Annotated in this window: 21 protein-coding genes; 8 read left to right on the plus strand and 13 right to left on the minus strand. The window is 75.4% G+C overall.

Annotated features, from left to right (window positions below):
* Window positions 1–95 precede the first annotated feature (95 nt).
* The 9 genes from lnt to CLV28_RS08745 all read right to left on the minus strand — a co-directional run bounded on the left by lnt (window position 96) and on the right by CLV28_RS08745 (window position 11,375).
* A complete protein-coding gene (lnt, locus tag CLV28_RS08705) occupies window positions 96–1,760 on the minus strand; it encodes an apolipoprotein N-acyltransferase (RefSeq protein WP_239073205.1) in 1,665 nt (554 codons plus the stop codon).
* Window positions 1,761–1,762: 2 nt separating this feature from the next.
* Complete coding sequence (locus tag CLV28_RS08710) at window positions 1,763–3,430, minus strand: amidohydrolase (protein WP_100422883.1); 1,668 nt, start codon at window positions 3,428–3,430, stop codon at window positions 1,763–1,765.
* Between the two features lie 64 nt (window positions 3,431–3,494).
* Complete coding sequence (locus tag CLV28_RS08715; RefSeq protein WP_100422884.1) at window positions 3,495–6,563, minus strand: DEAD/DEAH box helicase; 3,069 nt, start codon at window positions 6,561–6,563, stop codon at window positions 3,495–3,497.
* A gap of 76 nt (window positions 6,564–6,639) precedes the next feature.
* Entirely contained in the window at window positions 6,640–7,557 is a 918-nt protein-coding gene (locus CLV28_RS08720) for a diacylglycerol/lipid kinase family protein (RefSeq protein WP_100422885.1), read from the minus strand.
* On the minus strand, window positions 7,554–8,306 hold the full coding sequence (tatC, locus tag CLV28_RS08725; RefSeq protein WP_100423119.1) for a twin-arginine translocase subunit TatC: 753 nt from the start codon (window positions 8,304–8,306) through the stop codon (window positions 7,554–7,556). Before tatC ends, CLV28_RS08720 begins: the two co-directional genes overlap by 4 nt.
* Window positions 8,307–8,347: 41 nt before the next feature.
* Window positions 8,348–8,764, minus strand: a complete 417-nt coding sequence (tatA, locus tag CLV28_RS16255; RefSeq protein WP_308440383.1) for a twin-arginine translocase TatA/TatE family subunit — start codon at window positions 8,762–8,764, stop codon at window positions 8,348–8,350.
* A 208-nt stretch (window positions 8,765–8,972) separates the two neighbouring features.
* Window positions 8,973–9,341, minus strand: coding sequence for a hypothetical protein (locus CLV28_RS08735; RefSeq protein ID WP_100422886.1), 369 nt, complete (start codon window positions 9,339–9,341; stop codon window positions 8,973–8,975).
* Window positions 9,338–10,306 carry a helix-turn-helix transcriptional regulator gene (locus tag CLV28_RS08740; RefSeq protein ID WP_100422887.1) on the minus strand — a complete coding sequence of 323 codons (969 nt, stop codon included), beginning with the start codon at window positions 10,304–10,306 and terminating at the stop codon, window positions 9,338–9,340. Before CLV28_RS08740 ends, CLV28_RS08735 begins: the two co-directional genes overlap by 4 nt.
* Window positions 10,299–11,375: a helix-turn-helix transcriptional regulator gene (locus tag CLV28_RS08745; protein WP_100422888.1), complete on the minus strand. Its 1,077-nt coding sequence runs from the start codon at window positions 11,373–11,375 to the stop codon at window positions 10,299–10,301. The genes CLV28_RS08740 and CLV28_RS08745 overlap by 8 nt, the downstream gene beginning before the upstream one ends.
* 35 nt (window positions 11,376–11,410) lie before the next feature.
* Between CLV28_RS08745 and CLV28_RS08750 the strand changes: the two genes are divergently transcribed.
* From CLV28_RS08750 to CLV28_RS08780, 7 genes are all read left to right on the plus strand, one after another.
* Entirely contained in the window at window positions 11,411–12,667 is a 1,257-nt protein-coding gene (locus CLV28_RS08750; RefSeq protein WP_100422889.1) for a DUF3866 family protein, read from the plus strand.
* Window positions 12,664–13,434, plus strand: a complete 771-nt coding sequence (locus CLV28_RS08755) for a DUF4129 domain-containing protein (protein ID WP_100422890.1) — start codon at window positions 12,664–12,666, stop codon at window positions 13,432–13,434. The genes CLV28_RS08750 and CLV28_RS08755 overlap by 4 nt, the downstream gene beginning before the upstream one ends.
* A complete protein-coding gene (locus tag CLV28_RS08760; RefSeq protein ID WP_100422891.1) occupies window positions 13,431–13,949 on the plus strand; it encodes a hypothetical protein in 519 nt (172 codons plus the stop codon). Before CLV28_RS08755 ends, CLV28_RS08760 begins: the two co-directional genes overlap by 4 nt.
* A complete protein-coding gene (locus CLV28_RS08765) occupies window positions 13,946–14,950 on the plus strand; it encodes an AAA family ATPase (RefSeq protein ID WP_239073211.1) in 1,005 nt (334 codons plus the stop codon). Before CLV28_RS08760 ends, CLV28_RS08765 begins: the two co-directional genes overlap by 4 nt.
* Complete coding sequence (locus tag CLV28_RS08770; RefSeq protein ID WP_100422892.1) at window positions 14,947–16,233, plus strand: DUF58 domain-containing protein; 1,287 nt, start codon at window positions 14,947–14,949, stop codon at window positions 16,231–16,233. Before CLV28_RS08765 ends, CLV28_RS08770 begins: the two co-directional genes overlap by 4 nt.
* A complete protein-coding gene (locus CLV28_RS08775) occupies window positions 16,230–16,847 on the plus strand; it encodes a hypothetical protein (RefSeq protein ID WP_100422893.1) in 618 nt (205 codons plus the stop codon). Before CLV28_RS08770 ends, CLV28_RS08775 begins: the two co-directional genes overlap by 4 nt.
* Before the next feature lie 120 nt (window positions 16,848–16,967).
* Complete coding sequence (locus tag CLV28_RS08780) at window positions 16,968–17,543, plus strand: Dps family protein (RefSeq protein ID WP_100422894.1); 576 nt, start codon at window positions 16,968–16,970, stop codon at window positions 17,541–17,543.
* 31 nt (window positions 17,544–17,574) lie between these two features.
* Here the strand turns inward: CLV28_RS08780 and CLV28_RS08785 are convergent, their stop codons facing one another.
* The gene (locus CLV28_RS08785) at window positions 17,575–18,627 is read right to left on the minus strand and encodes a DUF4037 domain-containing protein (protein ID WP_100422895.1); all 1,053 of its coding nucleotides are present in this window, start codon (window positions 18,625–18,627) and stop codon (window positions 17,575–17,577) included.
* The gene (locus CLV28_RS08790) at window positions 18,624–19,271 is read right to left on the minus strand and encodes a hypothetical protein (protein WP_239073206.1); all 648 of its coding nucleotides are present in this window, start codon (window positions 19,269–19,271) and stop codon (window positions 18,624–18,626) included. The genes CLV28_RS08785 and CLV28_RS08790 overlap by 4 nt, the downstream gene beginning before the upstream one ends.
* Before the next feature lie 127 nt (window positions 19,272–19,398).
* On the opposite strand from CLV28_RS08790, the gene CLV28_RS08795 reads away from it, so the two are divergent.
* Window positions 19,399–20,043: an IMPACT family protein gene (locus CLV28_RS08795; protein ID WP_100422896.1), complete on the plus strand. Its 645-nt coding sequence runs from the start codon at window positions 19,399–19,401 to the stop codon at window positions 20,041–20,043.
* A 132-nt stretch (window positions 20,044–20,175) separates the two neighbouring features.
* On the opposite strand, the gene CLV28_RS08800 is transcribed toward CLV28_RS08795, so the two are convergent.
* Entirely contained in the window at window positions 20,176–21,585 is a 1,410-nt protein-coding gene (locus CLV28_RS08800) for a UTP--glucose-1-phosphate uridylyltransferase (protein ID WP_100422897.1), read from the minus strand.
* A gap of 190 nt (window positions 21,586–21,775) precedes the next feature.
* On the minus strand, window positions 21,776–22,396 hold the full coding sequence (locus CLV28_RS08805; protein ID WP_100423123.1) for an L-threonylcarbamoyladenylate synthase: 621 nt from the start codon (window positions 22,394–22,396) through the stop codon (window positions 21,776–21,778).
* Window positions 22,397–22,401: the final 5 nt, after the last annotated feature.

Consider the following 22,401-nt stretch of genomic DNA (forward strand, 5'->3'; position numbering starts at 1 on the left):
CCGGACCCCCGAGGGGTCCGGGCCTTCGCCGTGCTGCACCCTCGTCCGTGTGTGCCTGACAGCGTCCGCCAGGGGCCGTCGTCAGGCGCCGGTGGTCAGGCCTCCGCGCTGCGCCGGCGCTCGCGGATACCTGAGACGAACCCTGCGGCGACGAGCAGCGCGGCCAGCGCCCACGCGACGCGCTGCGGCCACGCCCCCGCCCGCACGGCGGGCGTGAGGTCGGTGCGCAGCGGCAGGTCGGCGACCATCTGCTCGGCGGTGTACAGGTCCGTCGACTCGAGCAGCGCCCCGTTGGGGGCGATGACGCCGGAGACGCCGACGGTCGAGACCTGCACGGTGGCGCGGCCCGTCTCGATCGCCCGCAGGCGGGACATCGCGAGCTGCTGCGTCGACTCGGCGGTCATCCCGAACGACGCGTTGTTCGTGGGCACGACGAGCACCTCGGCGCCCGCGCGCACCGACGCGTGGATGAGCTCGTCGTAGGCGACCTCGAAGCAGATCACCGTCCCGAGGGGCACGTCGCGCCCGAGCCGGTCCACGGGCAGGTCGATCGTGGCGACCCCGACGCCGGGGAGCATGTCGGTCGTGATCCGGTCGACCTCGGCCGAGAAGTGCCGCACGAACCCGCGGATCGGGATGTACTCCCCGAACGGGGCGGGGTGCTGCTTGGCGTACCGGTCGACGACGCCGACGCCCGGCTCCCACAGCAGCAGCACGTTGTACCGGCCCCCGGTCTCGGGGAACTCCTGCGCGCCGACGAGGATCGGCGCGCCCACCGCGGTCGCGGCGTCGTCGATCGCCGCAGCCACGTCCGGGGTGGTCTGCGGGTCCAGGTCGGAGCCGTTCTCGGGCCACAGCACCACGTCGAGGTCGCCCGGGTCGACCTGCCGCAGCAGCGCCCGCGTGCCGTCGAGGTGGTTGTCGAGCACCTCGCCCCGGTTCGCGAACGACTCGAGGCCGGGCTCGCTGACGTTGCCCTGCACCGCGCCCACGCGCAGCGTTCCGGACTGCGCGCGGGTGTCCAGCGGCACGAGCAGCGACCCCACACCCACCGCCGCCACGACACCGATCGTGACGCCCGCGCGCACGAGCTGCCGGTCCAGCAGCGCGAGGGCCCCGAGCACCACGAGAGCGCCCGCGAGCGCCACCGCGAACCCGACGGCGGGCGTCCCGGCGAGGTGCGCGTACGCGGCCAGCGGCGAGTCGGCCTGCGAGAACGCGAGCTTGCCCCAGGGGAATCCGCCGAACGGCACGCACGAGCGCAGCTGCTCGACCGCGACCCACAGCACCGCCCAGGCGGGGCCCTGCACCAGGGGGTGCCGGTGCAGCACCCGTGTGCGGCGCGCCCACGTCCAGGCGGCGCCGAGGACGGCGAGGAACACGGCCTGCAGGACGGACAGGGCGAGCCACGGCACGACGTCGGTCGCCACGCGCGACCACCACAGGTGCGGCAGGAAGAACGTGAGCCCGTACGCGAGGCCGAGCAGCGCGTTCCAGCCGGGGGTGTCGCGGCGCAGGGCTGCGAACAGCAGCCCCGTGCCGACGATCGCGAGCTGCCACCACCCGGTGTCGGGGAACGCGAGGTAGGTCGCGAACCCGCCGGCCACAGCGAGCAGCAGGCTCAGGCCGCGCGAGGGTCCGGGGCGCCCGGGTCCGTGCGTCGTGGGCGTGCGCGAGGCGGGCGTGCGCGAGGCGGACGCGGTCGCAGCAGGCGCGTGGGGGGCAGGCATGTCGTGGATGGGCTCGTCGTGGGTGGGCACGGTCAGAACGTGTCGTGCAGCACGACGCCGTCACGCACGGTCTGCAGGCACTCGGGGGCGGGCTCGTCGGCGCCGAGGGCCGGCAGCAGGGGTGTGCCGGAGCGTGCGTCCGTCGACCAGGACGACGTGCGGGCCTTGCCGCCCTGCACGGCGAGGTGCTCGGCCCGCCAGACCGCCAGGTGCGCGGGGGCACCCACCCGGATCTCGCCCGCGCCCGTGCCGTCGAGGCCGGCCAGGCGCCACCCGCCGCGGGTGTGCGCGCGGAACGCCGCTCGGGCGCTGATGCGCTGGTCCGTGTCGGCGTGCTCGAGGCATGCGCGCACCGCACCCCACGGGTCCACGGGTGTCACGGGCGCGTCGGAGCCGAACGCGAGCGGCACGCCGGCCGCCGCGAGGTCCGCGAACGCGTTCATCCCGTCGATGCGGGTCGCGCCCAGGCGGGTCGCGTACATCCCGTCACGCCCGCCCCAGGTCGCGTCGAACGCGGGCTGCACGCTCAGGTGCACCCCGAACAGCAGGAGCGTGGCCAGCGCGGACGCGTCGACCATGGGCGCGTGCTCGACCCGGTGCCGGGCCGCGCGGATCGGACCGTTGCCGCTCGTCTCCCCCGCCACGCGCAACCCCAGCAGGAACTCGTCCATCGCCCGGTCGCCGATCACGTGGAACCCGCCCTGCAGGCCCGCGGCCGTGACCGCGGACAGGTGGTTCGCGACCTGCTCGGCGCGCAGGTACAGCAGCCCGCGCCCGTCCGGGCCGCCCGCCCCGGGGGCCAGGTCGCCGCCCAGGTCGGCGTACGGGTGCCGCAGGGCCGCGGTGCGCGACCCGATCGACCCGTCCACGTCGAGGTCGCCGCCGATCCCAGTCAGGCCCGGCACGTCCGCGGCCAGGTCGCGCGCGTCGTCCGACGTCACGCACAGCTCGCCCCGGTACCCCACGACCAGCGGCAGGCCCGACGCCGGGTCGCGCGTCATGTCGAGCAGCTCGCGCAGGCCCGCGCGCGTGTCGATGTGCGGGGCGGAGTTCTCGTGCACCGCGACCACGCCACGGCGGGCCGCGTGCTCGAGCACGTCCCGGTACACGGCCGTGCGGCGCGCGGCGCTCAGGTCACGGGCCGCGTCCCGGGCCGCGTGGTGCGCGTCGCCCGTGACCCAGCCCTCGTCGGTCCACCCGTCCAGGCGCGCCAGCCCCGCGGCCTCCGCGAGCGCCGACGACACCACGGCGGAGTGCACGTCCACGCGCGCGGCGTACACGCGCGCCCCGCGGGCGGCGGCGTCGACCTCGGCCCGGGTGGGGGCACGGTGCTCGGGCCACGTGGTCTCGTCCCACCCGAAGGCCCGCAGCACGTCGTCGGCGTCGCCCGCGGGGCGGGCGTCCACGGCGCGGCGGATCGCGGCGAGCGCGTCGTCGAGGCCGTGCACGCCGGCGCTCGCGGACAGGTCGACGCCGTGCAGGGCGAGGCCGGTCTCGAGGGTGTGCACGTGCGCGTCGACGAACCCGGGCGCGACGAGGGCGCCGTCGAGGTCGATGACGCGGTCGGCGCGGTGCGCGAGGCCGTCGGCGGTGTCGTCGGCACCGATCCAGGTGATGACGCCGTCGGCGACGAGGAGGGCTTCGGCGAAGGGGTCCGCGGCGGAGTGGACGACGCCGCCGCGGTAGAGGGTGGTCGTCACGCGTCGAACACTAGGCCACCCGGGCGGGGTGCTCCTAGCCAGGTGCGTGCGGGTGTCGGGTGGTTCACAGGCTCGAGTAGGCCACGACGCCGCGGTGCAGGGCGTCGATGGCCTTGCGGGCGGTGCTGCGGGTGCGGGCGTCGGGGGCGGCCTTGGCGAGCTGGTCGAGGACGTCGATGACCTGCTTGCACCAGCGCACGAAGTCCCCGGCGGCGAGCTCGGAGCCGCGCAGGACGTGGTCCAGGGAGCGGCCGGTGGCCCACCGGTGCACGGCGCTGACGAGCCCGAGGTCGGGCTGGGCGGTCGGGTCGAGGCGGTGCGCGACCTCGAGGTCCTCGACGTCGGACCACACGCGCACGGTCTGGTCGAGGGCGCGGGCGAGGGGGCCGTGCGGTCCGCCGGGCACGTGCGGGTCGCTCGGGTCGTCGCGGCGTGCGGAGTACACGATGGTCGACACCGCGGCGGCCAGGCCTGCGGGGTCGAGCTCGTCCCATGCGCCGCGGCGCAGGCACTCGGCGAGCAGCAGGTCGTTCTCGGCGTACAGCCGGCGCAGCCAGCGCCCGTCGTCGCTCACGCGCAGGGCGCCCTGGCTCTGAAGTTCGGGACTCTGCAGCGCGGGGCTCTGCAGCTCGGGGTCGTGCAGCCCGGGCGTGCTGGCGGGTTCCCGCTCGAGGTAGTGCAGGGTCTCGAGCACGTCGCAGATGCGGTCGAAGGTGCGTGCGATCGACCCGGTGCGTCCTTCGACGCGGCGCACGATCGCGGCGTGCTCGGCGGACAGCTTGGTCCAGCGTTCGGCCCAGCGGGCGTGGTCCTCGCGCTCGGGGCACTGGTGGCAGGGGTGCTCGCGCAGCGCGGTGCGCAGGCGGGCGAGCTCGCGGTCGTCGTGCGCGGACGAGCGCTGGGTGCGTCGTCGGGACGTGCCCGCACGGCCGGCGTCACGTTCGCGGGTGTCGTGCGCGTCGTGCACGGCCTCGCGCAGGGTGCCCGCGAGCCCGGCGCGCTCGCGGGGGGTGCGGGGGTTGAAGCGGGCGGGGATCCGCACCCGGGTGAGGGTCTCGATGCCGGCGGGGGCGTCGGCGACGGTCAGCTTCTTGACCTGCGCGTCGGTGGTCAGGACGGTGGGGCGGGGGCCGTCGAAGCCGCCGTCGCCGGTGGCCAGGACGAGCACGTGCCCGGCGCGCCGGCCGGTGGGGACCTCGACGACGTCGCCGGGGCGCAGCGCGTCGAACGCGGCGACGGTCTCGGCGCGGCGGGCCTTGTGCGCGGTGCGCGACAGGTCCTTCTCGCGTGCGCCGATCGCCTGGCGCAGGCGCGCGTACCCGGCGAAGTCGCCGCGGTCGCAGCGCATGGCCTGCGCGTACCCGTCGAGGGCCTCGGCGTGCGCCTGCGCCTGCTTGGCGAGCCCGACGACGCCGCGGTCGGCCTGGAACTGGGCGAACGACGTCTCGAGGACGTCGCGGGCGCGGTCGCGTCCGACCTGCTCGACGAGGTTCACGGCCATGTTGTAGGTGGGGGCGAAGCTCGACCGCAGCGGGTACAGGCGCTTGGAAGCGAGGCCCGCGAGCGCGACGGGGTCGAGGCCGGGCTGCTCGACGACGACCGCGTGCCCCTCGACGTCGATGCCGCGCCGCCCGGCCCGGCCCGTGAGCTGGGTGTACTCCCCGGGGGTGAGGTCGACGTGCGTGGTGCCGTTCCACTTGACGAGCTTCTCGAGCACGACGGACCGGGCGGGCATGTTGATGCCGAGCGCGAGGGTCTCGGTCGCGAACACGACCTTGACCAGGCCGCGGGAGAACAGGTCCTCGACGGTCTCCTTGAAGATGGGCAGCATGCCGGCGTGGTGCGCGGCGACGCCGCGTTCGAGGGCGTTCGCCCACGTCGAGAACCCGAGCACGTCGAGGTCCTCGGGCGGCAGGGTCGCCGCGCGCGCGTCGACCGCGGCCCGGATCTCGGCCTGCTCGGCGGGGCTGGTCAGGCGTAGGCCCGCGGTCAGGCACTGCGTGACGGCGCCCTCGCACCCGGCGCGGGAGAAGATGAAGTAGATCGCGGGCAGCAGGCGTGCCTCGGCGAGGGTGTCGACCACGGCCCAGCGCAGCGGTGCGCGACGGCCCAGGCTCTCGCCGCGGGGTCCGCGGGACGGGGGTCCGCCGCGCCCGCGCCGTGGCCCGCCGCGGCGCCTGTCGTACCCGCCACGGCCCCCGCGCTGGTCGCGGCTGTCGGGGCGCGCGCTGCGCAGGGCGTCGAGCAGGTCGGGGCTGATGGGCGGGTTCGTGCCGGGATCGGTCGGGTCGACGTCGTGCGCGTACAGGTCGAGCAGGCGGGGCGCACCGCGCGGCTCGGCGGGCGCGGCCGCGACGTGCTGGCCCAGCGGCACGGGCCGGTGCTCGGAGACCACGACCGCGGTGTCGCCGCGCACCATCGCGAGCCAGTCGCCGAACTCCTCGGCGTTGGACACGGTCGCGGACAACGACACGAGCTGCACGTCGTCCGGCAGGTGGATGATGACCTCCTCCCACACGGGCCCGCGGAACCGGTCCGCGAGGTAGTGCACCTCGTCCATGACGACGTACCCGAGCCCGTCGAGGGCGCTCGAGCCCGCGTACAGCATGTTGCGCAGCACCTCGGTGGTCATCACGACCACGGGCGCGTCGGAGTTGACCGACGAGTCGCCCGTGAGCAGGCCGACGTCGTCGGGCCCGTACCGGCGCACGAGGTCGGCGTACTTCTGGTTCGACAGGGCCTTGATGGGGGTCGTGTAGAACGCCTTGCGGCCCGCGCCGAGCGCCAGGTGGACGGCGAACTCCCCGACGATGGTCTTGCCGGCGCCGGTGGGGGCGGCCACGAGCACCCCCCGCCCGGCCTCGAGCGCCTCGCAGGCGTCCACCTGGAACGCGTCGAGCTCGAACCCGACGAGGCGGCGGAACGCCCCGAGCTCGCTCGCCTCGGCGCGGGCGCGGGCCTGCGCGGCGGCGTACCGCTGCGCGGGCGAGAGGTCAACCTCGGCCGTGCCGCCGGCCGTGCCGCTGGGTGTGCCGCCGGTCCTGTTGCTTGTCGTGCCGGTCCGGGTGCCGGTGCCGGCGGGGGTCTTCCGGGTCGTGCTGCCGTCACCGGTCGTGGTGCGCTCGCGTGCCATGCGCCCAGCGTACGGCCGTGCGGGGGGCCCGCCGTGGGAGCGCCGCGCACCCGGGGGCGTGCACGTCGGGCGCGCGTCAGGCGAGCAGGTGCAGCGCCCCGGGGACGACCTCGACGCGCACCGGCAGGGGGCCGAGGCGCTCGCCGTCGGCGAACGCGTGCGGAGGCGGCGCCCCGGCGTGCGTCGCCTCGAGCGTGATCGCGCGGGTGCGGAACGTGTGCACGCCGCGCACCCGCAGGTGGGTGCCCCGGTACATGCCGGGGAAGATCGTCACGACGCGGGCGCGGGAGAACGGGGCGGCGAGCACGACGTCGAGCCACCCGTCGTCGAACGCGGCAGTGGGGGCGATGCGGATCCCGCCGCCGATCGCGGGACCGTTCGCGACCGCGACGAGCGTCCCGGGCGCGTCCCAGGTGCGTTCGTCGGACACGATCCGGTACCCGTAGGGCCGGAACCGGGCGAGCTCGAGCGCGACGGCGCGCACGTACCGGGCGCGCCCGCGCGGCCAGGTGAGCGTGTTGGCGCGGGCGTTGACGGCCGCGTCGAGGCCGGCCGAGAGCACCCCGACGAACCAGCGGTCCCCCGTGGCGGTGCGCGCCAGGCCCGCGTCGAGGGGTCGGGTGCGCCCGTGCGCGAGCGCGTCCAGGAGGGTCGCGACGGCGGCGGGCACGTCGCGCACGGGCAGCGCGAGCTCGCGCGCGGCGTCGTTGCCCGTGCCGGTGGCGACCAGGCCCAGCGGGACGTCGGTCCCGGCGACCGCGTTCGCGCCCAGGTGGACCATCCCGTCGCCGCCGACGACGACGAGCGCGTCGATCGTGTGTGCGTGCACGGCCGCGCGGGCGGCGTCGAGCGCGGTCGCGGCGTCCGCGGCGGACAGGTCGACGACGGCGTGCCCGGCCGCGCGCAGGATGGTGGCCGTGCGTTGCCCGGCTGCGCGCCCGCGCCCGCGGCCGGCCGTCGGGTTGACGACCAGCCCGAGGGTGCGCGCGCTCACGTGGCAGGCACGTCGTGCTCGACCGGCGCGCGCCGGCGGGCGCGCCGGTCGTGCAGCAGGCACACCCCGACCGCGACGAAGTACAGGGCGACCACGGGCAGCGCGACCAGGAACATGCTCAGCACGTCGGGCGTGGGGGTCATGACCGCGGCGAACACGAACCCGAACAGCACGCCCCAGCGCCAGCCCGCGAGCCACGTACCGCCCGGCACGACGCCGAGGAACGTCAGCGCGACCATGATCAGCGGCACGAGGCACACCAGGCCGAACGCGAGGACGAACCGCATCACGAACCCCAGGTAGGCGCCCGCGTCGACGAGGTTCGCCGACCCGTCCGGGACGAACTCGTTGAGGATCCCCACGGTGCGGGGCAGCGCGAGCCACGCCGCGGCCGCACCGAGCAGGAACAGCGGCACCCCGGAGCCGATGAACACGATCGCGTACCGGCGTTCGGCGCTGCGCAGCCCGGGGGTGATGAACGCCCACACCTGGTACAGCCACCACGGGCTCGACACGATGACGCCGAGGAACAGCGACACCTTGACCTTCATGTCGACCGCGGTCACCACGCCCGAGAAGTTCAGGGTCGCGAGGATGCCGCGCTCGGCCGAGACGTCCGCGAGCGGCTGCTGCAGCGCCTCGAAGATCGGCTCGTACAGGATCCAGCCGACGACGGCACCCACGACCACGCCGATCGCGGCCAGGAACACCCGGTGGCGCGCCTCGACCAGGTGGGACCGCAGGGGCATGCGCCCCTCAGGGTTGGCGCGCCGCGCGCGCGACACCGCCGTCAGGCCTTCGCGTCGCCGTCGTCGGTGCCGGGGCGGGCGGACGTCGTCGACTCAGCCGGCGCGCTCGCGGCCGGGGAGGCGTCGGGCAGACCCGCCGCCGTGCCTGGCACGAGCGGCGCCGCGGGAACCCCCGCTCCTGGCGTGCCGTGCGCCGTCGTGCCCCCCGGGGTTCCGGTGGCGCCCGTCGTGGTGGCGCCCGTCGTGGTGTCGGACGGCGCCGGGCCGGCCGCGGGGGTCGTGGGGGTCGCGGGCTTGTCGTCGCCGCGCAGGTCCGTGACCTCCTTCTTGAAGATCTTCAGCGACTGGCCGACGCTGCGCGCGAGGTCCGGCAGCCGCTTGGACCCGAAGAGCAGGACGATGATCAGGATCAGGATCAGGATCGTCGCGGGATGGCTCAGGATCTTCACGGTTCCCACTTCCAGACGGTGTCGCGGTGACGGTGCACCAGCGGTGCACGACGAGGTCGTTCGATGTCGGGCCCAGCGAACGTTCACGCTTCGACGCTTCACTGATCGTCGACGTTCACTGATGTCGCAGCGCGGCACGCTCGGCGCCGCTCCCCCACATCGTAGGACATGCCGCCGCACGTCAGGCCCGGTTCACGGGCATGGTGCGCAGGCCCGCTCACAGCTCGTCGCGCAGCCACCGCTCCTGCACCGCACGGTCGCGGCGGGCCCGCGCGGCACGCCGACCCGCCCGGTGCGCGGCGTACCGGGCCCGGGCGGCGTCCGACTCGGCCCGCACCACCCGCGGGTCGTCGAACACGCGCGCCGCAGGCCCCCCGGCCCGCTCGCGGGCGTCCTCGAGCTCCGCGGCGACGTCCGCGACACGGTCCACCACGCCCGACGCGTCCGCGATCGCCCCCTGCAACCGGCGGGCGCGGTGCAGCGTGTCGCCCACGACCACGGACAGCACCGCGCACGCGAGCACCACCAGCTGCGCCCACACCAGCCACCACGTCGCGGCGTCCAGGCCGCCCAGGACCCCGGTCACGGGGTGCCCGCCAGGTGCTCGTACGCGTCCAGGGCGGCGCTCGCGGACGTGACGACGTCCTCGACGAGCCAGGCCGGCTCGACGCTGCGCACGTGCCGGGCCTGCTCGAGCAGCAGGTGCCGCAGCCACACGGGGTTGGTCACGCGCAAGGTGACCTCGAACCCGCCGTCGACGTCGTGGACGGACTCGACGGGCACCTGCTCGGCGACCCACCGGGCGGGCGAGGCGAACCCGATGGTGGCCAGGGGCGCGTCGGCGTGCGGGGCGTACCCGGGGTCGTCGACGTCGAGCGTGATGCCGTGGTCCTGCGCGGGGGCGTCGAGGGTCTGCGCCGACAGGATGCGGTCGAGGCGGAACGTGCGCCGCCCCTGCGCGCGGTGGCACCACGCGAGCAGGTATGCGTGCTCGTCCTGCGTGTGCAGCAGCACGGGGTCGATCTCGCGGTCGGTGACGACGTCCGCGGCGGTCACGTACCGGATGCGCAGCCGGCGGCGGTCCGTGAGGGCGCGGGTGACGGTCTGCACGACCTGCGGGTCTCCGGGTGGTGCGAGGCGCACGTCCAGGGCGGAGGCGGCCTCGCCGGTGGCCTCGGTCAGCTTCGCCAGGACGGAGTCGACGACGCGCACCCGCTCGTCGTCGGGTGCCAGGACGCCGCGCATGGCGCGCAGGGACGCGACGAGCGCGACCGCCTCGCGGGTGCCCAGGCGCAGGGGGCGGGTCAGGCCGCGCGACTGCGTCAGGCGCACCACGCCCCGCTCGAGCGAGGACGCGTCGAAGTCGATCAGGTCGTCGGGCCAGTACCCGGGGGTGCCGGTCACCCACAGCGCGTCGACGTCCTTGACGATCTGCTCGCTGCTGACGCCGAACCGGTCCGCGAGGTCCTCGACCCGGACGGGTCCCGCGTTCTCCAGGAACGCCACGATGCCGAGCAGTCGCACCACCCGGTCGTCGGCCCGCTCAGCCACGGCTCCCCCTGTCGTCGTCGTCGTGGGCGTGATCGTCGTCGTGCGCTTCGGTGCGGCCCAGTGCGGCGGCGAGCCGCAGCCGTTCGACGACCGCGTCGCGCAGGTCCTGCGGTGCGAGGACGAGCACCGCGTCGGCGTACCCGGCGATCTCGTCCGCGAGGGACGTCGTGGAGGTGAACGGCACGTCGACGACGTCGCGGGCGGACTCGGAGCCCGCCACGGTCGGCTCGGCCACCGTGTGCTCGGCCACGGTCGGCTCGGCGGCCGGGGCGACGGCCGTGCCGCGGGCGCGCAGCGCACCCGCCCGCTCGGCGAGCACGGCCAGGCGGGCGGTGCGCGGCTCGCCGCCGCGCGTGCCCAGCAGGGCGTCGACGTCCACGTCGTCGGGCAGCGCGTACGCGCCCGCCGTCCCGATCGCACGGACCCGGCCCACGACCCGCGAGAGCCGGTACGCGCGCGCCGCCCCCCGCTCCCGGTCGAACCCGAGCAGGTACCAGCCGCCGCCGCGGGCGGCGATCCGCCACGGCTCGACCACGCGCGAGAGCACCTCGCCCGTGGACGCCGCCCGGTACGTGAACGTCACCGCGGTGCGCGACCCGATCGCGTCCAGCAGCGGCCCGTACGCCTCGCCCACGGCCCGCACGCGCGGCGCCAGGCCGGCGACGACGTCGCCCGCGGCCTCCGCGACGCCCGCCGAACGGATCTTCGTCAGCGCGCGCGAGATGTCGGCGCGCACGTTCTTGTCGGCCCAGAACTGCGCCGCCAACGACAGCACGCCCAGCTCGGCGGGCGTCAGGTCCAGCTCGCGCAGCGCGTACGCGTCCAGGTCGATCCGGTACCCGACGTCGTCCGCGTGCCCGCCCGAGTCGACCGTCATCACGGGCACGCCGAGCTCGCGCAGCGCGTCCTTGTCGCGCTCGAACATGCGCTCGAACGCCTCGACCGTGGGTGCGTGCGCGTACCCGTTGACCTTCGAACGGATCTGCTGCTTGGTCATCGACGCGCTCGTGTTCACCAACGCGATCACGAGGTTCAGCAGCCGCTCGTGTGCCTGAGATCTGTACGCCATCCCGCTCAACCTACAGCGCACGGTAGCCTTCGCGGGTGATCACGTGGCGAGAAGGATTCGTGGTGTCGCAGGGGCGCACGTGGCAGGGGGCGATCGAGCTGAGGGTCGACCTGTCGCACGACACCTCCGCGCCACCCCCCGTCGACCCGGCCGTGCGCGCCGAGGTGGATGCCGGAGCGCGCAACGAGGCGACGGCGGCACCGGACGCGGAAGAACCCGCCCGGCTTCCCGCCCAGGTGCGCGCCCTCGCCTACACCGACCTCGTGGGGACCCCCGCCGTCGGCGACCGCGTGACCCTCAACGTCTCCGCGCTCGCCCGTGGCCTCGGCACCGGCGGGTACGCGCTCGTCGTCGCCACCCCCGACACGCTGCCCGCCGACCCGCCCCCCGGCCCCGGACACCTCGTCAAGGCCCGCTACACGCCGCTGCAGGCCCTCGTCCTGGGCGCCGACGAGCAGGAGTCCCCCCACCACGCCGCCCTCGCCGACGCCGACGACCTGCACGGCATGCCCGTCGTCGTCGCCGACCTGCACTCCGCGCTGCCCGCCATCGTCGCCGGCGCCCGGCACGCCGCCGCCCGCGCCGGACGCCCCGCCCCCCGGATCGCCTACGTCATGACCGACGGCGGGGCCCTGCCCGCCGCGTTCTCCCGCACCGTCGCCACCCTGCGCGACGCCGGCTGGATCGAGGCCTGCATCACCACCGGGCAGACCTACGGCGGCGACCACGAGGCCGTCACCGTCCACACCGGGCTCCTTACCGCACACCTCGTGACCCACGCCGACCTCGCCGTCGTCGCCCAAGGCCCCGGCAACCTCGGCACCGGCACCCGCTGGGGCTACTCCGGCGTCGCGACCGGAGAAGCCCTCAACGCCGCCGCGACCCTGCGCGGACGCGGCATCGGGTCCCTGCGCGTGTCCGGCGCCGACGCCCGCGACCGCCACCTCGGCATCTCCCACCACACCCTCACCGCCTACGGGCGCGTCGCCCACCACGGCGCCGACATCCCCGTCCCCCGCGCCACCGCCGACCTCACGGCGCTCGCGGCCTGGGGCGAGGCGCTCGAGACCCGCGTGCACCGCCAGGCCCACGACCTCGTCACCGCGCACGGACGCCACCGCCTCGTCACGATCGACGCCGGCACCGACCTGCTCACCGCCCTGCGCGCGACCCCCGGCGGGCTCTCGACGATGGGACGCGACCTCGACGGCGACCCCGCCGCGTTCGTCGCCGCGGCCGTCGCGGGAGCCCACGCCGCCGACCTCGCCGGGCCCCCGGTCCCGACCGCATGAGCCGCACCCGCCTCGCCGCCTGGGTCGGTGCCCTCGTCGCGACCGTCGTGCTCGCCGCCGCGCTCGCCCCCGCCTGGAGCGTCAACGCCTGGATCTCGGACCTCGGGGTGTTCGACGGCCCCGCCCCCGAGCTCACACCTCCCGCGGCCACGCCCGTCCCCACGCCCACCCCCACCCGCCTCCTCGAGGAAGCCGGCGACAGCACCCTCACCCGCACCCTCGTCAAGATCGTCTTCGCCGGCATCGCGCTGCTCGTCGCCGCCGTGATCGTCAGCTGGTTCCGTGGCGTGTCCTTGCGCCGCACCAGCACCATCCGGATGCGCGCCACCGACGCCGGGGGCACCGGCGAAGCCCTCGACGCCGACCCGGACGACCTCACGCCCGCACCCCTGCGCCGAGGCGTGCGCACCGCGACCGACCGCCTCGAGTCAGCCGCCACCCCCACCGACGGCGTCGTCGCCGCCTGGGTCGCGCTCGAGGAGTCCGCCGCCGACCTCGGCGCCCACCGCGACCCCGCGCAGACACCCACCGAGTTCACCACCAAGGTCCTGCACCGCACCCAGGCCGACCCCCACGCCGTCACGACCCTGCGCGACCTGTACCTCCAGGCCCGGTTCGGCGACCACCCCCTCGACCCCATCGCCGTCACGACCGCCCGCACCGCGCTCGAACGACTCACCGAGACGCTCACCCCCGAGGCCCGCGACACCAAGGCCCGCGACATCGAGACCCCCGGTACCACCACGAGCACCCCCGGAGCGCCATGAGCCGCCGCCGCCGCCGACCACGCCCCAGCGACCGCGTCCGCACCACCCGCCGTTTCGCCGTCGGCGCCACCCTGGCCGCCGTCGCCGCCGCCGTCCTCGGGATCGAACCCCTCCACGTGCTCGCCCTGCTCGCGCTCATCGTCAGCGCGGCCGCCCTGTGGAACACCGCACCCGACGACTCCCCCGTCGAGCTGCCCGCCACCCCCGGCTGGAGCCGCGACGGCACCCGCCGCGACGTCTCCCAGCTCGCCTGGGCCGTCCACGGCCGCGACCGACGCGTCGGCGAACGCGTCATCCGCCGCCTGCGCGACCTCGCCACCACGACCCTCGCCACCCACGGCGTCGACCTCGCAGACCCCACCCAGGCCGACCGCGCCCGCGCCCTCCTCGGCCCCAGCGCCCACGACGCGCTCACCGACACCACCCGCATGCCCACACCCCGCACCGCCGCCGCCGTCATGACGACCCTCGAGCAGCTCGCCGCCCGCACACCCGAGAGGCAGAACCACCCGTGACCACCGAACCCACCGCCACGCACACCCCCACGACGCAGCAGCCCGCCCTCACCCCCACCGACGTCCACCACCACGCCACCGCCGTCCTCGACGAGGTCGGCACCGCCGTCGTCGGCATGCGCGACACCCTCGAGCTGGCGCTCGCGGCCGTGCTCGCGGGAGGGCACGTGCTGTTCGAGGACGTGCCCGGCCTGGGCAAGACCCTCGCGGCGCGCAGCCTCGCCGCCGCTCTCGGGCTCGACTTCGCACGCCTGCAGTGCACACCCGACCTGCTGCCCTCCGACATCACGGGCTCCTCGGTCTTCGACCCGGCCTCGGGTCGCTTCGAGTTCCGGCCCGGGCCGGTGTTCACGGGCCTGTTCCTCGCGGACGAGATCAACCGCACGGCCCCCAAGACCCAGTCCGCGCTCCTGGAGGCCATGGCCGAGCGCCAGGTCTCGATCGACGGGGTCACGCGGCCGCTCCCCCACCCGTTCCACGTCATGGCGACGTCCAACCCCGTCGAGTACGAGGGCACCTACCCGCTGCCCGAGGCGCAGCTCGACCGGTTCATGGTCCGCCTGTCGGTCGGCTACCCCGGTCGCGACCAGGAGAAGGACGTCCTCGCGCGCCGCATCGGCCGCCGGCAGGAGGCCACGGCCGTGCGCCGCGTCGTGGACGCCCCCACGGTCCTCGCGATGCAGGCCGCGGTCGAGGCCGTCACGGTCGACGACTCGCTCCTGACCTACTGCGTCGACCTCGCCGCGGCGACCCGCACGAGCCCCGTGCTCGACGTCGGCGCCTCGCCCCGCGGGTCGCAGAACCTCCTGCTCCTGGCCCGCGCCGTCGCAGTCCTCGCCGGACGCGACTTCGTCGTGCCCGAGGACGTCAAGCGCGTCGCGGTGCCCGTCCTCGCGCACCGGCTCACGCTCACCCCGGCGGCCTGGGCCTCGGGCGTGCAGACCGAGTCCGTGGTCCGCGAGATCTGCGACGTCGTCCCCGGCCCCGCGACCGTCGGATGACGACCCCCGGATCCACCTGGTCGCCGTCCCGGTCGTACGTCGCGGGCGTCGTGCTCGGGGTCGGGCTGCTCGGGTTCGGCCTCGTGGTCGGTCGGGCGGACGTCGCGCTGCTCGGCGTGCCCGCGGTCCTGGGCCCCGTCCTCGCCCGGGCACGCACCCCCCGGACCGACCTGACCGTGCAGGTGTCCTCCCGTCCGTCCGAGGGTTCCGAGCGCCGCGCGAACCTCCACCTCGACGCCGGGGGCAAGCGTGTCGCCGCGCACGTGCGCGTCGCCGCCCCCGGGCACGAGCCCGTCGAGCGGGTCGTGCTGGTCGACGGCGAGCGTGACCTCACGGCCACCGCGCGCAGCGTCCGCACCGGGCCGCAGGACACGTTCCGCGTCGACCACGTCGGACGGTCGATCCTCGGCGACGTCGTCGGCGTCCCCGCGGTGTCCCACGCCCCTCGCCGGGTCGTGCTCCCCGGGACCAGCCGGCTCGGAGCCCTCCCGACGCCCGCCCGCCTGCTCGGGCTCACCGGCCCGCACACCTCGCGCCGCCCCGGCGACGGCGACGAGCTGCGCGACGTCCACGAGCTCGGCCCCGGCGACTCCCTGCGACGGATCGACTGGCGCGCGACCGCCCGGCGCTCACCCACCTTCGAGACCCTGTACGTGCGCCGCACCTGGGCGACCGCCGAGGCCACCGTCGTCGTCGTCATCGACTCGCGCGACGAGGTCGGGCCCGACGTGAGCACCTGGAACGGCGGCACCCTGCGCGTCGACGAGGCCACCTCCCTCGACCTCGCCCGCAACGCCGCGGCCACCGTCGCCCGCGCCACGGTCGACCGTGGCGACCGCGTCGCGCTCGAGGACCTCGGCCGCGCGCGCCGCCCCCTGCCCGCCGCGGGCGGCCGTCGTCACCTGCGCCGCGTCCTGCACGGCCTCGCGCTGTCCCACCCCGTGGGAGAACCCGCCCCCCGCGCGCGCGCGCCCCGCATCCCGGGCAACGCGATCGTCTACCTGTTCTCGACGTTCCTCGACGACGCCGCCGCCCGCACCGCCGAGGACTGGCGCCACGAGGGGCACACCGTCGTCGCCGTGGACGTCCTGCCCGAGGTCACCGGTTGGTCGAGCACCTCCGCGCTCGAGCTCGCCTGGCGCATCACCCGCGCCGAGCGCGCCGTCCGCCTCGACGCGCTGCGCGCGCACGGCGTGCACGTCGTGCGCTGGCTCGACGAACCCACCGCGGCGCTCGCGGCACTCGCCCGCACCACGTCCCGCAGCCACCGGAGCCGCGCATGAGCACCGTCCGCACCGCCCTCGCCCGGGCGGTCCGCCGTCCCACGGCCGACGCCGTCGTCGACGAGAACCTGCCCGAGGTCGGGCTGACCGTCGACGCGACCATCCACGGTGCCGTGCTGCGCATGGCACTGGCCGGCTCCCTGGTCGTGCTGCTGACCCTCGCCTTCTTCCGTGTCGAAGGCGGGGGGGACAAGTTCACGGTCGAGACGGTCGGCCTGGGCACCGCGACAGGCATCGCCGTGCTGGTCGCGCTGGTCGCGGTCTACTACCGCGGGCTCCCGTTCACGCAGCTTGCCGTGGCCGCCGCGGCGATCGGGTTCCTCGCCTCGATCGACGGGCCGTTCGACCCCGTCGTGCTCGCCGCGCTCCCGTTCGCCCACCTCGCGCTGCGTGCCGACGCGTGGTGCACGGCCGTGCCGTGGTCCGCCCGGGTCGAGACGGCCGCCCTGCGCGACGACGTCCGCTCGAGCCTCGTGGTCCAGTGCGGCACCCAGCTCCTCGGCGTCACGGCGCTGCTGGTCTCGGGGTACCAGAATGTGTGGCTGCTCGGCGTCGCGGCCCTCGCCCTCGGCGCGCTGACCTACCTCGTGATCCCGCGCGCGTGGTGGTCCTGACCGGGGTGATCGCACGGGCGTGGTGACGGCCACAGCCTCCCGACCTGCGAGCCACGGCCGCCCGGGTCACGATGGGGACGCGGCGCCAGAGCCGCACCGTCGACCCCGAAGGAGGACCTCATGGCCGCAGAGAACCTGCCCCAGTACACCGTCCCGTCGCTCACGCTCGCGGACGGCGCAAAGGTCGCGGGGATCCTGCAGGGCCGCCTGCACGCCCTGAACGACCTGCAGCTCACGCTCAAGCACATCCACTGGAACGTCGTCGGCCCGCACTTCATCGCGGTGCACGAGATGCTCGACCCGCAGGTCGACGCCGTGCGCGCCATGGTCGACGCGATCGCGGAGCGCATCGCGACGCTCGGCGTCCCGCCCGTGGGCACCCCCGGCGCCCTGGTCGAGGCGCGCTCGTGGGACGACTACTCGATCGGCCGTGCGTCGACCATCGCCCACCTGGGTGCGCTCGACACCGTGTACCAGGGGATCATCACCGCGCACCGCGAGGCTGCGACCGCGACGGCCGACCTCGACGACGTGACGAACGACCTCCTCGTGGGGCACCTGCACGAGCTCGAGCTCTTCCACTGGTTCGTGCGCGCGCACCTCGAGTCCTCGGGCGGCGCGCTCAGCACCGCCGACAGCGAGGGCGAGAAGGACTCCGCCGAGCTCGCCGAGGCGGGCGCGGCCGACGAGGCCTGACCTCCCACGCACCGACCCCGGGGCCCCGACGTCACGCGTCGGGGCCCCGTCGTGGTTCCGGGCCGAGCGCCGCCGCCGCGACGCGGGAGCGGGCCGTGGGGTCCATGAGCACGGGCACCGACGTGGCCCACTGCTCGACGGACGCCGTACCGGCCGACCAGGCCCGCACGCCCGCGTCGTCCACGGCGTCGCGCAGCAGCTCCGGCACGTCCCCGACCCCCGCGAAGCCGCGCGTGTGGAACGGCACGACGGCGCTCGCCGCAGCAGGCAGCCCCGTGTCGCGCTGCAGGTCGTGCAGCGTCTCGAGCGCCTCGACGATCGCGGCCTCGCGCGTGCGCCAGTCGTCCGCGGCGAGCGCGCGGCCCAGCGGCGCGGCGGTCACGGACGCCCGGGGCAGGCGCGCGTGCAACGTCCCGAGCCATTTCGCGTACGGCGGCCACCGTCGGTCGAGCCAGAACCCCAGGCGCACGGTGCGCTCGACGAGGCGCGCGGCGACCACCCGCGAGCCGAGGTCGTCGCCCCGCTCCCCCGCACGGCCCACGAACGGCAGCTCCTGCGCGATCGCCGCCCACTCGCCCGCGAGCACCGCGAGCCACACGTCGTGCGGCATCCACGCGAGTCGCTCGCGCACCGCGGTCAGCTCCCCCGCGACGTCCTCGAACACGTCGCCCGCGACGACCTCGAGGACGCTCTGCCCGGTGAGCCCGAGCCACGCGGACGGCTCGAGCGGGGCGGTCGCGTCGACCCCGAGCCGGGAGTGCACGAACCCGGCGACGCTCGCGACGTCGACGCCGTGGCGCACCTGCGGCGACCACGTCGTGGCGAACCGGGTCGGGAGCCCGTCGAACGCCGGCGGCAGCACGTCCTCGAGCCACGCGTCGACGTCGGCGACGCGGTCGGCGTCGACCAGCAGCGTGAGCCGGTTGCCCCAGTCGTGGTCCGTCGACGTCCCGTCGTCCAGGCCGAGGACGTCGGAGCCGCTGCCGAGCCGTCCCGCGGCGTACCCCAGGCCGGGCCAGCGGTCCACGACGAGCGGTCGCACGACCTGCTCCCAGTAGCCGCGCGCCCGGGACGTCCCGCTCACGACGCCTCATCCTCGCGCAGCGCCCGCGCTGCGGCCGGCGCCCGGTCGGCCTCCGGGTCGCCGTCGTGCCAGGCCCTGCGCACCTGCTCGAACCGCGTCGGCAGCGGCGGGCGGATCCCGGCCCAGCGCGCGTTGGTGCGCTGCACGTGCCGACGCCACGAGAGCACGAGCCCCTGCTTGGTGATCGGCAGGCCGCTCGCGACCGTGACGCCGTTGTCGTGCGTGTGGTGCACCGTGAGCAGCAGTGCGCGCGGCACGGACCCCTCGAGCTCGGCGCAGAGCTGGGCACGCACCTCGAACCAGCGGCGCACGAGCACGACCTCGCTCGCGTCGAGCCGGTGCTCGCGCACGGTGCGGTGCTTGCCGTGCTGGACCACGACCTTCCCCTCGACCGCGCGAGCCGACTCCGGGCCGAGGTCGAACGAGTCCACGGTGCAGCGCAGCAGGTCGCCGTAGCGCGCACCCGTGGCGCGCGTGAGCCCGACGATCACCGCGAGCCGCACGACCTCGGGCTTGACCGCCGGGTCCATCGCGGCGGTCGCGAGGTCGCGCCACACGGTCTCCGCCTCCGCACGTGTCACCGGCGGCCGGGGGTACCTTCCCTGGTCGGGGCTTGTCGGTTCCTGCTCGGGTGTCTGAGCCATGAGCGGACTCTATCCGCTTGGCATACTATTTTGGTCAGGTTCGTCGGCGTGTCGGACGACGGAGCCGCGGTCCTCGCGGCGATGCGACTTCACCTGTCCACGGGCAGGGACGACCTAGGCTGGGTCGGTGCCCCCGGACCTGCCCTCGACCGTCGCCGCGCCGGTCTCCGTGGAGCTCGAGATCAAGCGTTCCCGGTTCCTTGCGCACCTCTCCCCCGCCGCCGACCTCAGCGCCGCCGAGACCGTGATCGCCCGGTGCCGCAAGGAGCACTGGGAAGCCCGGCACCACTGCACGGCGATGATCCTCGGCACGCACGCCGACCAGCAACGCTCGTCGGACGACGGGGAGCCCGCGGGCACCGCCGGCTCGCCCATGCTCGACGTGCTCCGTCACCGCGCGCTGACCGACGTCGTCGTGGTGGTCACGCGGTACTTCGGCGGGGTGCTGCTCGGCGCGGGCGGGCTCGTGCGCGCCTACTCCGGGGCGGTGTCGCAGGCGTGCGACGCCGCGACGGTGCTGCGGCGCGAGCGTGTGCGCGAGCTCGTGGTCGACGTGCCGCACGCCGAGGCGGGGCGCGTGGGCGCGTTCGTGCACTCCTGGGCCGCCCAGCACCGCGCCGTCGCGCTCGACCCCGAGTACGGCGCGAGCGCCCGCCTGGGCGCACTCGTCCGGCTCGACGACGTGGGGACGTTCGAGGCCGACCTCGCGGCCCTCACGCTCGGCGCCGTGACCGCGCTCCACGGCGAGGTGCGCGTCGTCAGCGTCCCCTGAGCGCCGCTGTCGGTGCGGTTCCGGGCGACTCACGTCCGGCCGGCCCGGTTCCGGCCGGTCTGGTTCAGGCCAGTCCCGTTCCTGTCAGGCAGCGCTGCCGTGCGGCCACCCGCACGGCAGGCCGTGGCTCCGTCAGGCCGTGATCCCGTCGGGACCCAGCCCCGCGCCGTCCGGCACCTCGCCGCCCTCGCCGCGCAGGACGGCGTCCCCGGCCACCCGCACGTCCGCGCCGAAGGTCCAGTCCCCCTCGACGGTGAGCGACGACGCCTCGACCAGCGACGGGGCACCCGCGGGGAACCGCGCGTCGAAGTCGGCCACGAGCTTGTAGTGCGCGGTGTCGAGGTCGACGAACGGCGCGTCGGTGCGTGCCACGAGGCGGTAGTCGTCCCCGAGCGCGTACACGTCGGAGCGGAGCACGAGCAGGTCGTTCGTGGTCTTGACGGGCAGGAACCGCGAGCGGTCGATCTCGATCGCGAGCGCGCCGTCGAACACCTCGACCGCCGCGCCCATCGCGGACTCGACCTGGACGACCTTCGTCGACGACGCGTCGCGCGGGTCCACGGTCTTGTCGTTGCGGATCAGCGGGAGCTCGAGCACGCCGTCGGTGCGCTCGAGCTCGGCCGCGAGGGCCTCGAGGTCGAACCACAGGTTGTTGGTGTTGAAGTACCGGTGCGTGTCGATGTCGCCCGCGGCGTCCTTGTCGGCGTCGAGCACCTGGGCGCTCTCGCGCAGCACGAGCCGCCCGTCCGCGGTGCGCACCACCAGGTGGCCGCCCTTGCGGTCGGCGGGCGTGCGCCGCGCGACCTCGGCCGCGAAGGGGGCGCCCGTGCCGGCGAACCAGCCGGCCATCGCCGCGTCGGGGGCCGCGCCGAGGTTGTCGGAGTTCGACACGCTCGCGTACCGGAAGCCGGCGTCGAGGAGCGCGCGCAGCACGCCCGAGGCGTACAGGGCCGTGTAGAGGTCACCGTGCCCGGGCGGGCACCACTCGAGCGACGGGTCGGCGGGCCACTCGACCGGCGTGAGGTCGTCGGCGCGCAGCTTGGGCTCGCGGTTCTGCAGGAAGTCGAGCGGCAGCCCGTCGACGGCGACGTCGGGGTGCGCGGCGAGCGCGGCGAGCGTGTCGTCCTGCGTCGAGAAGCTGTTCATGAGCACGAGCGGGAGCCGCGCCCCCGTCGCCGCACGGGCAGCGCGCACCTGCCCGACGATCACGTCGAGGAAGGTCAGCGGACCACTGCCGTCGGGGGCGTCGTCCCGCACCGTGAGCAGGGACTTGGCCCGCTCCATGCCCATCGACGTGCCGAGGCCGCCGTTGAGCTTGATGATCGCGGTGGCCGCGAGGGCCTCGCGCGCGGCGTCCGGGTCGACGTCGAGGTCGGCGTGCCGCGGGACGTCGCCCAGCGGGCTCACGTCCGACTCCGGGATGGTCCCCGTCTCGCCCGAGGCGAGGAGGTCGTAGAACCGGCTGAACACGTCGATCGCGGTGGGGTGCACTCCCCCGTCGGTCATCTTCGTGCGGGCCTGGGCGAGTCCGTCGCTGCTCATGGGTCTCACGCTAGGCGGTGGGCGCGTTCCCGGCGCGGCGCGCGTCCCGAGGCGTCGGTCACACGCCGAGCCCACCCCCCGGGTCGTGGCTCGTGGGACGTCACGCGCGGCGGGACGGACCGTTGCGGGCCGCACTGCTTGGCACACTATTTTCTCCGAAGTGGGAGATCATCGGGCCTTCGCCCGGATCTCAGGCGAAGCGGTCGGGGTCCCCCGCGCCCACACGCACGACCTCGGGTGCGCCGTCCGACCAGTCCACGACCGTGGTCGGCTCGGTGCCGCACTCCCCCGCGTCGATCACCGCGTCGACGAGATGGTCGAGCTCCTCCTTGACCTGCCAGCCGTCGGTCAGCGGCTCGGCGTGCTCGGGCAGCAGGAGCGTGCTCGTCAGGATCGGCTCCCCCAGCTCGCGCAGGAGCGCCGCGACGACCCGGTTGTCGGGGATCCGCACCCCGACGGTCCGCTTCTTGGGATGGGCGAGCCGGCGCGGCACCTCGGCCGTCGCCGGCAGGATGAACGTGTACGGCCCCGGCGTCGCGGCCTTGATCGCCCGGAACGCCGCGTTGTCGATCTTGACGAGCTGGCCGAGCTGGGCGAAGTCCGCGCACACGAGCGTGAAGTGGTGCTTGGCGTCGAGGTGGCGGACGGCGCGGATGCGGTCGGTCCCGTGCGTGTTCCCCATCCGTGTGCCCAGCGCGTAGCACGAGTCGGTCGGGTAGGCGATGAGCCCGTCGTCCTGCAGGATCGCGACCGCCTGGGCGATCGCACGGGGCTGCGGGTCGTGCGGGTGGACGTCGAGGTAGCGGGCCATGCCCG

It is taken from the genome of Sediminihabitans luteus (assembly GCF_002797595.1).
GTDB lineage: Bacteria > Actinomycetota > Actinomycetes > Actinomycetales > Cellulomonadaceae > Paraoerskovia > Paraoerskovia lutea.

Bases quoted from the DNA above. Each gene is read 5' to 3' on its own strand.
- CLV28_RS08800 (WP_100422897.1), bottom strand. From the start codon at position 21,585: ATGAGCAGCGACGGACTCGCCCAGGCCCGCACGAAGATGACCGACGGG.
- CLV28_RS08745 (WP_100422888.1), bottom strand. From the start codon at position 11,375: ATGGCGTACAGATCTCAGGCACACGAGCGGCTGCTGAACCTCGTGATC.
- CLV28_RS08775 (WP_100422893.1), top strand. From the start codon at position 16,230: ATGAGCACCGTCCGCACCGCCCTCGCCCGGGCGGTCCGCCGTCCCACG.
- CLV28_RS08760 (WP_100422891.1), top strand. From the start codon at position 13,431: ATGAGCCGCCGCCGCCGCCGACCACGCCCCAGCGACCGCGTCCGCACC.
- CLV28_RS08790 (WP_239073206.1), bottom strand. From the start codon at position 19,271: ATGGCTCAGACACCCGAGCAGGAACCGACAAGCCCCGACCAGGGAAGG.
- CLV28_RS08755 (WP_100422890.1), top strand. From the start codon at position 12,664: ATGAGCCGCACCCGCCTCGCCGCCTGGGTCGGTGCCCTCGTCGCGACC.
- CLV28_RS08780 (WP_100422894.1), top strand. From the start codon at position 16,968: ATGGCCGCAGAGAACCTGCCCCAGTACACCGTCCCGTCGCTCACGCTC.
- tatC (WP_100423119.1), bottom strand. From the start codon at position 8,306: ATGCCCCTGCGGTCCCACCTGGTCGAGGCGCGCCACCGGGTGTTCCTG.
- CLV28_RS08805 (WP_100423123.1), bottom strand. From the start codon at position 22,396: ATGGCCCGCTACCTCGACGTCCACCCGCACGACCCGCAGCCCCGTGCG.
- CLV28_RS08715 (WP_100422884.1), bottom strand. From the start codon at position 6,563: ATGGCACGCGAGCGCACCACGACCGGTGACGGCAGCACGACCCGGAAG.
- CLV28_RS08770 (WP_100422892.1), top strand. From the start codon at position 14,947: ATGACGACCCCCGGATCCACCTGGTCGCCGTCCCGGTCGTACGTCGCG.